Here is an 11,946-nt window from a genome sequence, read left to right on the forward strand (position 1 = left end):
GTGCCAAAAAACGCGGTGGCAAAAACGCTGTATCAAAAAGTATGGGATGCCCACGTTGTAGCGACTCCTGAAGGTGAAGCGCCGATCATTTATGTCGACAGACATTTAGTCCATGAAGTGACTTCTCCCCAAGCATTTAGTGGCTTAAAAGTGGCGGGCCGCAAACTGCGTGCACCGGAAAAAACCTTTGCCACTATGGATCATAATACTTCGACCCGCAGCGCCAGCTTGGATGCCCTAAGCCCGATGGCACGCACTCAGGTTGAAACCCTAGCGCAAAACTGTAAAGACTTTGGCGTGCGTTTATACGACATTCATCATCCTAATCAAGGGATTGTGCATGTAATGGGGCCAGAGTTAGGGATTACCTTACCCGGCACTGTGATTGTCTGTGGTGATTCCCATACCGCGACCCATGGCGCCTTTGGGGCGCTGGCGTTTGGCATTGGCACATCTGAAGTTGAGCACGTTTTAGCGACGCAAACTCTGCGTCAGCTAAAAGCTAAGACCATGAAGATTGAAGTGCGTGGTCATGTCACCGATGGCGTGACCGCCAAAGATATCGTACTCGCTATTATTGGCAAAATCGGCATGGATGGTGGCACGGGTTACGTGGTGGAGTTCTGCGGTGAGGCGATTGAAGCCCTGTCGATGGAAGGCCGCATGACAGTGTGCAACATGGCAATTGAGATGGGCGCTAAAGCGGGCATGGTCGCGCCGGATCAAACCACTTTCGACTATTTAGCAGGCCGCGAATTTGCGCCAAAGGGCGAAGATTGGACTGAGGCTGTCGCTTACTGGAAAGCCATTAAGACCGATGATGGCGCCGTGTTTGATGCTGTCGTTGAGTTAGATGCCGCTGATATTGCGCCGCAATTGACTTGGGGTACTAACCCTGGCCAAGTCGTAGCGATCGATGGAAAAGTGCCAAATCCTATTGATGAAGTAAATCCAAGTACCCGAGCTAGTATGGAAAAGGCCCTAGAATACATTGGCCTGAGTGCGGGGACGCCTATGACAGACATCAGTATCAACAAAGTATTTATCGGTTCATGTACTAACTCGCGGATTGAAGATTTACGCAGCGCCGCAGTACATGCCAAAGGCCGTAAAGTCGCGAGTGGCGTCACCGCGATTGTAGTACCTGGTTCTGGTCAAGTGAAAGCCCAAGCCGAAGCCGAAGGCTTAGATAAAATCTTTATTGAAGCGGGATTTGAGTGGCGTTTACCGGGTTGTTCCATGTGTTTAGCGATGAACTATGACAGATTAGAGGCGGGCGATCGCTGTGCCTCGACCAGTAATCGTAATTTCGAAGGTCGCCAAGGCCGTGGCAGTCGCACCCATTTAGTGAGCCCAGCAATGGCCGCCGCCGCTGCGGTGGCTGGGCATTTTGTCGATATTCGTAAACCTTACTAATTACCGTAAACCCAAGAGGAGAAGCTAATGCAACCTTTTACGACCCATACCGGGCTTGCGGTCATGATCGACAGCACCAATATCGATACTGATCAAATCATTCCTAAACAGTTTTTGTCTAAGGTGACGCGCGATGGTTTTGGCGTGCACTTATTTCATGATTGGCGTTATTTAGATGATGCGGGTGATGTGCCCAATCCTGAGTTTTCATTGAACCAGCCTCGTTATAAAGGCGCTTCAATTCTTTTGTCGCAGGAAAACTTTGGTTGTGGTTCAAGCCGCGAACATGCGCCTTGGGCGCTGGCGGACTTCGGTTTGCGCGCCATTATTGCACCGAGTTTTGCCGACATTTTTTACGGCAACTCAATCAATAACGGCCTATTGCCTGTGGCGTTAACCCACGCGCAGGTGCGTCAGTTGATGGATGAAGTGGCGGCAGAAGAGGGCGCGCAAATCACAGTTGATCTCACCAGCTGTAAAGTGATTGCACCGTCAGGTGCTGAGTTTAGTTTTACGCTGGCAGAGTCGGCGAGACATAAGCTACTCAATGGGTTAGATGCTATTGGGCTGACCTTGTCCCATGCTGCGCAAATCAGTCAGTACGAAACTCAAATCCAAGGTTGGCGCCGCTAAACTTTCAGCGCACATTTGTACTCGTGTTGAGTCTATATTTATGCGCCTAGGTTAATACCTAGGCGTTTTTGTTTTAAATCTCAAAACACTCTTAATTTAATTAATTGTATTTTAAAGCATAAATTTTTATTGTCGTTTTGATACTAGAAAATTTTATTCTCTGCAGTGATTTATGCTGTATTTGTCGAGTTTAAATGATTTACAGGTGTTCCAAAGTTTTAATTTTTTATCTTATTGTTTAATATTGGTATTTGTTGGGTTTATAATTTGAATCTCACGACTGTCGTGAATGATTTTTGAGTGTTTAAAGGTTAGTCTTTGTTTGAATGGTGACGTGTGTCACTAAATCTGTTTTAAATTTGTATTTCTTTAGAGTTTTTGTCTGTTTTATCTCCTTTGGTTGCAAACATCTTCTGCATAAGTAAACTGCTGCGCATTCAATCTGGAGTGTTTGCTCTATTTTGCCTGAACGCCGCAGTACTCATCTAAGTAGTACAGATAACAATAATATGATTAGAGAATAACAATGCAAAAACGTCTTCTGACTTTGGCTGTCACTGCAGCCTTGTTAAGTTCAACGACTCAACTCCATGCCGCGGGTTTTCAACTTGCGGAATACTCTGCTACAGGTTTAGGTCGCGCCTTTGCGGGTGAAGCCGCTATGGCGGATAACGCTTCGGCTCAAGGTCGAAATCCTGCAATGCTGACTTATTTAGAAGGACGTCAGTTGTCCGCGGGTGGCATTTACGTTATGCCAAACGTCGATGTGACAGGTGATGTCAGCCTTAGCTCACCGTTAATTGGTCCTAATCCTGTTGTTATGAAAGGTGGCGATGCACTGGATGTGGCCGATGATGCACTCGTGCCAAACTTTTACTACTCAAATCAGCTAAATGATCAATGGACTTGGGGCCTAGCGGTAAACTCTAATTATGGTCTAGCCACTGAATTACCCGCGACCCACGCAGCGGCTATTTTTGGTAATAAGACTTCGGTTACGACCGTTGAATTTAATCCAAACATCGCTTATCGCATCAATGATGCTGTTAGCGTAGGTGCTGGTGTACGTATCGTTTATGGTGAAGGCGAAATCGGTGCCTCATTACCAGGTTGGGTCGATGATATCAAACCTGCTCTGCCGGCTCCGGTGCAGGCTGTGTTACCTCCAGGTGGCACTGAGCTGAAAAGCATGAAGGGTGATGATGTGGGTTATGGCTGGCAGTTAGGTGCAAGCTGGCAAATTAATCCTGCTAACCGTTTAGGCTTTGCGTATCACAGCGGCGTGCAACTGGACTTGGATGGTCATGCGTCAGGTGTGCTATACACTGGCGGCCAAGATGTGTCCATTGAAGGTTATTTACCGCTTGAATTGCCCGCTTTTGCAGAGATAGCTTCCCATCACCAATTGACCGATAACTGGGCCATGCATGCGAGTGTGAACTGGACAGATTGGAGCGTATTCGATCAACTAGTGGCTTATTTCCCTGGTGAAGTTAAACCTAAGGGCGGTTTAGAGTCTGATTTAGTTAAAGAAGAGCACTTCGAAGATAACTGGCGCTTCGCGCTAGGGACGACTTATCAAGTGAATAACGACTGGTTAGTGCGTGCCGGTGTTGCTTTAGATAAAACGGCGGCAAATGACGAGTGGCGCACAACCACAATTCCAGACTCTGACCGTCTGTGGTTCTCTGTGGGCGCAGGTTATCAGGCAACTAAGAATCTGAACGTTGATTTTGCTGTGACTTATATTAAAGCGACTGGCGATGCGCCAATCAACGAACAGCAAAACCTATTGAACCTAGCGACTGTTAACTTTAACGGCGAAGCAAGCGGCGATGTATGGCTTGCGGGTATCCAAATGAGCTACAAGATGTAAGTTCAGTATGTTAAAAAAAGCCCTGAATCTTCAGGGCTTTTTTATGGCTATAGCATGGTGGCGTTATCTTGTTTTACGGCTTGCTTGCTGGTCACGGCGGTAAATTCCGAATATATTCACTGCATAAGTCGGTGGATCATGTTAATTCTCCCTAGCATAAAAAGGCGGCGGAGAGTTCAGATAGGATAGTAGCGTGCAGAAAAAATACGTGGTGGCCTTAGATCAAGGCACGACCAGCTCAAGGGCGATAGTGTTCGATCACGACGCAAATATTGTCAGCGTGTCCCAGCGGGAATTTACCCAGTTGTACCCGAATCCGGGTTGGGTCGAGCATGATCCCATGGAGATTTGGGCAAGCCAAAGTTCAGTGTTAATTGAAGTATTGGCGCGTGCGGGTATTCACAGCGATGAATTGGCCGCCATTGGCATTACCAATCAGCGGGAAACCACTGTTATATGGGAGAAGGCCACAGGTAAACCTATTTATAACGCGATAGTGTGGCAGTGCCGTCGCAGCGCTGAGATTTGTGAGCAACTCAAAGCTCAAGGGTTAGAAGAATATGTGCGTGAGAATACTGGTTTATTACTAGACCCTTATTTTTCAGGCACTAAGATCAAGTGGATTCTAGATAATGTGCCCAATGCCCGTGAGCAAGCCGAGCGTGGTGAGTTGTTGTTCGGCACTATCGATACTTGGCTCGTGTGGAAGTTAACCGAGGGCAAGGTGCATGTCACCGATCCCACCAATGCTGCCCGCACTTTGCTATTCAATATCCATAGCCTGACTTGGGATAATATGTTACTCGAAGCCTTAGATATTCCCTTGTCTATGTTGCCTGACGTTAAACCCTCCTGCAGCGTGTATGGTACGACACGGATTGCTGGCGAAGGCAGTGAAATCCAAGTTGCAGGAATGGCGGGCGATCAACAGGCTGCGCTTTTTGGTCAGCTATGTGTCGAGCCCGGCATGGCGAAGAATACCTACGGTACTGGTTGTTTTTTGTTGATGAATACAGGGACAAAAGCGGTGCGCTCAAACCATGGCTTATTGACTACAGTTGCCGTGGGGCCTAAGGGTGAAGTGAACTATGCTCTTGAAGGTTCAGTCTTTATGGGCGGTGCGACCATTCAATGGTTGCGAGATGAACTGGGGCTTATTCGTGATGCCAGTGATACCGAGTATTTTGCCTCTAAGGTCGCCGATACTAATGGCGTGTATCTGGTGCCCGCTTTTGTGGGACTCGGTGCGCCCTATTGGGATCCCAATGCCCGTGGTGCGCTATTTGGTCTAACACGCGGGGCGAATCGTAATCATATTATTCGGGCAGCGCTAGAATCTATCGCTTACCAGAGTAAAGATTTACTCGATGCCATGACCAAAGACAGTGGCGTCAGCCTTAAGCGTTTGAAGGTGGATGGCGGCGCGGTCGCCAATGATTTTTTGATGCAGTTTCAAGCCGATATTACCGATGTCGAAGTATTAAGGCCAAGCGTTTGTGAGACAACCGCTTTGGGCGCGGCATTTTTAGCTGGGTTGGCCGTGGGCTTTTGGGAGAGTGTGATAGAGCTTGAGCATAAAGCCTGCATCGATAAGCATTTTATCCCTAATATCGATGCCCAGACTCGAGTGCAGCTATATGCAGGTTGGCAGGACGCGGTGGCCAGAACTCGAACTTAAACAATACGCCTTGAGGCGGCATTGGTTTGAGATAAAACTTAATTTGAGGTATCGCATGATTCGAAATCTGGCCTGATTTCAGACATGCTCGATAGTGCTGCTAAAAAGAGGCTAATAAAAAGGCGCTAATCCAATGGGATTGCGCCTTTTCCGTTTTATATCAGTACGGATTTATACTTCTACATCAATGATATGTTGGCTCGGTAGCTTCTTGATTTCTGCGGAATCATCGGTCACTTCAAGTACGACACCTTCTTTTAGTTTTAGCGTTTCGGTTTCATCCGATGCACGGCGTTTCTTATTTTTATTGTTATCTGATTCTTTGCGTCTTTCCCTGACTTTAGTATTGCGGCTTTCTAACGCTGGAGGTAACTGCGACTGCGGTGTTTCATGGCTATCGGGGGCATTTGCGCTTGCGCTGCTGACTTGGTCAACAACCCGTTTAGGGTGAAACACGGCTTTTACTGGCTGTGCCAGCATGGCATAAATGCTATCCAATCCACTCATAACGCCTCCTTGTTATTACACCTCTTAATATGATATCGGCTGAAGTAGGTCAATATTTAGACTATACGCCGTTTAACTTGTTAAGGCGAATAAGGCGAGCCATTAGGTAGCTAGTGCGGGTATAAGGTGAATGTATAGGGAGAAAGTGGTTCTTTTGGTGGATTTTACGTGGGATTTTGATCTTTCTCGCAATCGCGACATTAATATTCAGCCATTAGTAAAAAGATGAACGTCTTTATTTGGAATAAAAATTTAGATTTTTATGCTGATTTCAACTCTTTTTTGACTGTCGAATAAGGATGGACGTAAGTTTTTTTGTTGCGTTTTTGAGTTTGACGTTATTTCTCGACCCGTAAAATCCCACAAATACAGAAATAATTCCCCATTTTTTTCATCGCAAGCACCTGAAAGCAAAAGGTTGCTGAATATATCGGCGCTATTTATTCCTGTTGTTTCCTCTGTTTAGTCAATCTCTAATGGTTTTTCTTGTCAAAAGTTTGTCGCGAGGTTAAGTGCTCAACATGCGGCTAACCCGCTTGCCGACTGGATTTATAAAAGGATCCCATCCCTTGACAATGCTTGTCGACTGTCCCTAAACTTAGCAGTTGTGGGAAATAGTGGATATTTGTGGATCAAAAATCAAAGGATAGGATGAATTAGCGTGTTTCGTGGAGCCAGTGCTATCAACTTAGATACAAAGGGACGGATCGCTATTCCAGTGCGATACCGCGAACCTTTGCAGCTTGAGCACCAAGGCCGTATCGTGATTACCGTCGATATCCAATCCGCCTGTTTACTCTTGTATCCCATTCACGAATGGGAATTGATCGAAGCTAAGTTGTTGAAGCTTTCAGATACCGATAAAACCCAGAGATCCTTAAAACGCCTGTTACTCGGCTACGCCCACGAAGTGGAGCTCGATAGTAATGGGCGCATATTACTGCCGCCACCGTTAAGGCAATATGCCAATTTAGATAAGCGCATCATGCTGGTGGGGCAATTGAATAAATTTGAGCTGTGGGATGAGCAATCTTGGCTGCAGCAAATTGATGAATGTCAGGAAACGATTCGAAGTGAGGATCTCGTTAATAATGAGCGCCTCGCGGATTTTTCACTTTAACGAGTCGTGATAACTAAATAAGAAGAGAGTAATGAGTCAAGAATTTGCCCATTTATCCGTACTGCTAGCAGAAACGGTTGGCGGTTTAAACATCAAAGACGATGGCATCTATATCGATGGCACGTTCGGCCGCGGTGGTCATTCAAGACAAGTATTACAACAACTCGGTGAACATGGTCGATTGATCGCCATCGATCGTGATCCTCAAGCGATTGAAGCGGCCAAACAATTTGCTGACGATCCACGCTTTCAAATCGTGCATGGTGGCTTTGGTCAATTAGCCGATTATGTCGAAGAGCTTGGGCTTGTGGGCAAAATTGATGGCGTATTACTCGATTTAGGTGTGTCTTCACCCCAGCTCGACGATGCTGAACGCGGTTTTAGTTTTTTGCGCGATGGTCCACTCGATATGCGTATGGATAACAGCCAAGGCCAAACGGCTGCGCAATGGTTGGCTCGTGCTGAAATTGAAGATATGGCTTGGGTATTTAAAACCTACGGTGAAGAGAAAAATGCTCGCCATATTGCCCGTTGTATTGCTGCCGATCGTGAGAAAACGCCGTTTTTACGTACCAAAGATTTAGCCGATTTAATTGCGCGTATCACTAAAAATAAAGAACGCAATAAGCACCCTGCGACTCGGGTGTTTCAAGCGATCCGCATTTATATCAATAGTGAATTAGATCAAATTGATCAGGCACTTGAAGGAGCAGTCAATGTGCTCGCTCCCCAAGGACGTTTGTCGGTCATCAGTTTCCATTCTTTAGAAGATCGTATCGTGAAGCGTTTTATTCGTCGTCATAGCCAAGGCGAAAGTGTACCGCACGGTTTTCCGGTTACTGAAGATCAAATTAACAAGTCGCGTAAGTTACGTGCCGTGGGCAAGGCGATTATGCCATCCGACGAAGAAATCGAACGCAATGCCAGAGCTCGCAGCTCAGTGTTACGCATTGCCGAGCGTTTAGATTACTAAGGGGCGCACTGTGAGTAAGCCCTCGATTAATCTGCCACGGATCGTTTTACATGATTTATGGCTGCACAAATGGATCTTGTTATTAGCCTTGCTTGTGCTGAGTAATGCGGTTGCCGTGGTTTATGGCAGTCATGTTAGCCGTCAACTGACAACCCAGTGGGACCAGTTACTGCAGGAGCGAGATAGATTAGATATTGAGTGGCGCAATTTATTATTAGAAGAGCAATCGCAGACTGAGCACAGTCGTATTACGCGTATTGCCTCTAAGGAACTCAACATGAGTCGTCCGTTACCCAGCGAAGAAGTTGTGGTAAAGGTGCCGTGAGTATAGGGAAGATATGACTAGGCAAGCGAAAATCAAACGGGTAAGCAAACCGCAAAAACCTCAATTGATCCACTGGCGTTTATACGTAGTGGTCGGGTTTGTGTGTGCGTTGTTTTGCAGCCTAGTGGGACGCGCAGCTTACATTCAAATTATCGAGCCCGACAAATTACGTCACGAAAGTGACATGCGAACATTGCGGACCACTAGTCGTGAAGTGCAGCGTGGCTTGATCACCGACCGTAATGGCGACATGTTGGCCGTGAGCGTACCTGTACGAGCCGTCTGGGCCGATCCAAAACAAGTCAATGATAGTAATGGTTTTGCCGATATGCGCCGCTGGCAAGCCTTAGCAGATGTGTTGCATGAGCCCCTCGAAGATTTGTTAGAGCGAGTGCGCAGTAACCCCACCAAACGCTTCACCTACTTGAAACGCCAAATTACCCCTGCGGTTGCGGACTATATTACTCAGCTTAAATTACCCGGTGTATTTCTAAAGTCTGAATCACGCCGTTATTATCCTGGCGGTGAAATCACAGCTCAGTTAATCGGCATCACTAACATAGATGATGTTGGGATTGAAGGTGTTGAAAATGCTTATAATAGTTGGTTAACAGGTACGCCTTCCAAACAAAAAGTGCGTAAGTCACGCGATGGTCATGTCGTCGAGCGTCTCGATATAGTGCAGGAAGGTGAGAGTCCTAACGATCTTGTGCTGAGTATCGATCATAGGATCCAACAATTAGCCTATCGCGAATTAAAACGCACCACTGAGATGAACCAAGCGACTTCGGGTTCGATTGTCGTCCTCGACATTCACACGGGTGAAGTCTTGGCTATGGTGAATACGCCTTCGTATAACCCCAATGCGCGCGACAATCTGCAAACCTTCAGAATGCGTAACCGTGCTATGACAGATACCTTTGAGCCGGGTTCGACCATTAAGCCATTTGTGGTAGCCGCAGCGCTTGAAGCTGGCACAGTTAAATCGACCGATATTATTGCCACTTCACCGGGTTGGATGCGTTTAGGTGGTCGCCAAGTACGTGATCCTGCGAACTACGGCGATATGAGTTTGGCGCGTATTTTGGCTAAATCCAGTAACGTCGGCATCAGTAAATTGGCTTTGTCTATTCCGGTGCAGCAACTGCTCGGTACTTATCAATCCATGGGACTTGGCAGTTTTTCGGGAATTAACCTCACGGGTGAAAGCGCTGGCTTGATTCAAGATCGCCACCGTTGGTCAGACTTTGAACGTGCCACCTTGTCGTTTGGTTACGGCTTAACGGCAACAACACTTCAACTTGCGCGCATGTACGCCACCTTAGGCAATGGCGGTACTTTGTTCCCAGTCTCGATAATGAAACTGAAAAAGCCACCTGTCGGTGAGCGAGTCATTTCTGAAAATGTGGCTCACGATGTGATGCAAATGCTGGTCGGTGTAACGGAAAAAGGCGGCACAGGCACCTTAGCGCACATCGACGGTTATCCAGTTGCAGGTAAGTCTGGCACAAGTCGTAAGGCAGTTGCTGGTGGTTATGGTGATGATTATGTTGCTTTATTTGCGGGTGTTGCTCCTGCGAATAATCCTAGATTAGCGATAGTGGTGGTAGTGAACGAGCCTAAGGGCGATCTCTATTATGGTGGTTCAGTGGCGGGGCCTGCATTTGCCAAAGTCATGTCTGGCGCACTGCAAATGTTAAACGTTGAACCCATTACCGATAAAGAACAAGTGCAATTGGCGGGTATCGCCGCCGGGAGAGCAGAATGATGTTATTACGGGATCTGCTCGCGCCTTGGCTGCATTATGCCGGCGCGCAGTCCTTCAATGATCTGACCTTAGATAGCCGCGCAATACGTCGCGGCGATGTGTTTTTGGCGCTGCCAGGACATAAGGTCGATGGCAGACAGTTTATTGAAAAAGCCTTAGATTTAGGTGCCGTAGGCGTATTAGTTCACACGGATGATGCTGACCAACATGGCAAAGTGCTGCTGGGCGATAATGCCGAGCACGGTGTGCAGATTTATTTCTTTCAGTTAAGTCGTCAGGTATCGGCAATTGCCGCCCAGCGTTATCCCTTAGCGCACAAGTCTGCCGTTATGCCATCCCTTGGGGTTATCGGTATTACCGGAACTAACGGTAAAACCTCTACGAGTCAACTCATTGCACAACTGGTAACTTCATTGGGGCGCAAAGCCGCCGTCATGGGCACCCTTGGCAATGGTCTCTGGGGCGAGCTTGTTGATAGTGGTAACACCACAGCCGATGCGATTACCTTAATGCGTCAGTTGCATGAGTTTGAAGCCCAAGGCGCGAACGTCTGCGCCATGGAAGTGTCGAGTCACGGCTTAGTGCAAGGCCGCGTCGACGCAGTACCATTTGATGTTGCCGTGTTCACTAATCTGACGCGCGATCACCTCGATTACCACGGCGATATGGAAAGCTATGCCGCCGCTAAACAAAGCCTATTTCGTTTCAGCACTTTAGGTCACGGTTTATTGAATCTCGACGATGCAGTTGGCGTGTCTTGGTTGACTGAACTTAAATCTGTGCCTGCGCAAATGTGGGGCTTTAGTATTGAAGGTCATCAAGCCGCGGCTTTTTATACTAAAAATGCCAAGTTTGACGATCAAGGTGTCAGTGCAACCTTAGTGTGGCCCGAGGGCGAGACTCAAATCCACTCGCCACTTCTTGGTGCCTTTAATCTCTCTAATTTACTCGCGGCGTTATCGGCCTTGTATCTGCAAGGTTTTGATATGAAAGCGTTAGCCGAGCAGGTGCAATATTTAACGCCCGTTGCAGGTCGTATGGAGCGTTTCACTACTGCGGATAACATCACCTTAGTGGTCGATTATGCCCATACACCCGATGCGATCGAACAAGCGTTAAACGCGCTACGTCGCCATTGTGCTGGTGATTTATGGTGCGTGTTTGGTTGTGGCGGCGACCGTGATAAGGGCAAGCGTCCTTTGATGGGCCAAGCTGCTGAACAGTTTGCCGACCGCATTATGGTGACCAGCGACAATGCGCGCAGTGAAGACCCCGCGCAAATTATTACCGATATTATCCAAGGGCTTGCAACACCAGAGCAGGCATTGACTCAGGTTGACCGTATCACAGCAATTAAAGAGGTTGTGGCATTGGCTAAACCTGGCGATGTGATCTTGCTGGCGGGCAAGGGCCACGAAACTTACCAAGAGGCGGCAGGTGTGCGTCATGACTATGATGAACGCGCCTTGGCACGCCAGTTATCGGAGCAATCAAGATGATCCCTCTTTCTCTCGAGGCCCTAAGTCAACACTATGATGGATGTGTATTGGCACATCGGTCATTGGAGCAATCAAGATGATCCCTCTTTCACTCGAGACTCTAAGTCAACACTATGATGGATGTGTATTGGCACACCGGTCATTGGAGCAA

10 protein-coding genes are annotated in these 11,946 nt (G+C 47.4%); 9 read left to right on the forward strand and 1 reads right to left on the reverse strand.

Annotation, left to right across the window (positions count from 1 at the left end):
- The first annotated feature begins 15 nt into the window (after positions 1-15).
- From leuC to glpK, 4 genes are all read left to right on the forward strand, one after another.
- Positions 16-1,416 (forward strand): 3-isopropylmalate dehydratase large subunit, encoded by a 1,401-nt coding sequence (gene leuC, locus CKQ84_RS10335; protein WP_173913221.1) that lies wholly within the window; start codon positions 16-18, stop codon positions 1,414-1,416.
- Between the two features lie 27 nt (positions 1,417-1,443).
- Positions 1,444-2,049 carry a 3-isopropylmalate dehydratase small subunit gene (gene leuD / locus CKQ84_RS10340; RefSeq protein WP_105251184.1) on the forward strand — a complete coding sequence of 202 codons (606 nt, stop codon included), beginning with the start codon at positions 1,444-1,446 and terminating at the stop codon, positions 2,047-2,049.
- 526 nt (positions 2,050-2,575) lie between these two features.
- Positions 2,576-3,925, forward strand: a complete 1,350-nt coding sequence (locus tag CKQ84_RS10345) for an outer membrane protein transport protein (RefSeq protein ID WP_105251185.1) — start codon at positions 2,576-2,578, stop codon at positions 3,923-3,925.
- A 193-nt stretch (positions 3,926-4,118) separates the two neighbouring features.
- Complete coding sequence (gene glpK / locus CKQ84_RS10350) at positions 4,119-5,603, forward strand: glycerol kinase GlpK (protein ID WP_105251186.1); 1,485 nt, start codon at positions 4,119-4,121, stop codon at positions 5,601-5,603.
- Positions 5,604-5,774: 171 nt separating this feature from the next.
- Here the strand turns inward: glpK and CKQ84_RS10355 are convergent, their stop codons facing one another.
- Positions 5,775-6,110 (reverse strand): hypothetical protein, encoded by a 336-nt coding sequence (locus CKQ84_RS10355; protein ID WP_105251187.1) that lies wholly within the window; start codon positions 6,108-6,110, stop codon positions 5,775-5,777.
- A gap of 661 nt (positions 6,111-6,771) precedes the next feature.
- Here CKQ84_RS10355 and mraZ point away from each other — a divergent pair.
- Genes mraZ through murE form a run of 5 tightly spaced genes read left to right on the forward strand, consistent with a single transcriptional unit; the run spans position 6,772 to position 11,795 of the window.
- On the forward strand, positions 6,772-7,230 hold the full coding sequence (gene mraZ / locus CKQ84_RS10360; RefSeq protein WP_105251188.1) for a division/cell wall cluster transcriptional repressor MraZ: 459 nt from the start codon (positions 6,772-6,774) through the stop codon (positions 7,228-7,230).
- A gap of 31 nt (positions 7,231-7,261) precedes the next feature.
- Complete coding sequence (gene rsmH, locus CKQ84_RS10365) at positions 7,262-8,203, forward strand: 16S rRNA (cytosine(1402)-N(4))-methyltransferase RsmH (RefSeq protein ID WP_105251189.1); 942 nt, start codon at positions 7,262-7,264, stop codon at positions 8,201-8,203.
- 10 nt (positions 8,204-8,213) lie between these two features.
- Positions 8,214-8,528 carry a cell division protein FtsL gene (ftsL, locus tag CKQ84_RS10370; RefSeq protein ID WP_105251190.1) on the forward strand — a complete coding sequence of 105 codons (315 nt, stop codon included), beginning with the start codon at positions 8,214-8,216 and terminating at the stop codon, positions 8,526-8,528.
- Positions 8,529-8,541: 13 nt separating this feature from the next.
- On the forward strand, positions 8,542-10,296 hold the full coding sequence (locus CKQ84_RS10375) for a penicillin-binding transpeptidase domain-containing protein (RefSeq protein WP_105251191.1): 1,755 nt from the start codon (positions 8,542-8,544) through the stop codon (positions 10,294-10,296).
- Entirely contained in the window at positions 10,293-11,795 is a 1,503-nt protein-coding gene (gene murE, locus CKQ84_RS10380) for a UDP-N-acetylmuramoyl-L-alanyl-D-glutamate--2,6-diaminopimelate ligase (RefSeq protein ID WP_105251192.1), read from the forward strand. Before CKQ84_RS10375 ends, murE begins: the two co-directional genes overlap by 4 nt.
- Positions 11,796-11,946 lie beyond the last annotated feature (151 nt).

Source organism: Shewanella sp. WE21, from assembly GCF_002966515.1.
Lineage (GTDB): Bacteria > Pseudomonadota > Gammaproteobacteria > Enterobacterales > Shewanellaceae > Shewanella > Shewanella oncorhynchi.

Excerpts from the sequence above, each read along its gene's own strand:
- leuD (WP_105251184.1), top strand. The coding sequence starts at position 1,444 with ATGCAACCTTTTACGACCCATACCGGGCTTGCGGTCATGATCGACAGC.
- CKQ84_RS10345 (WP_105251185.1), top strand. The coding sequence starts at position 2,576 with ATGCAAAAACGTCTTCTGACTTTGGCTGTCACTGCAGCCTTGTTAAGT.
- CKQ84_RS10355 (WP_105251187.1), bottom strand. The coding sequence starts at position 6,110 with ATGAGTGGATTGGATAGCATTTATGCCATGCTGGCACAGCCAGTAAAA.
- rsmH (WP_105251189.1), top strand. The coding sequence starts at position 7,262 with ATGAGTCAAGAATTTGCCCATTTATCCGTACTGCTAGCAGAAACGGTT.
- CKQ84_RS10375 (WP_105251191.1), top strand. The coding sequence starts at position 8,542 with ATGACTAGGCAAGCGAAAATCAAACGGGTAAGCAAACCGCAAAAACCT.
- murE (WP_105251192.1), top strand. The coding sequence starts at position 10,293 with ATGATGTTATTACGGGATCTGCTCGCGCCTTGGCTGCATTATGCCGGC.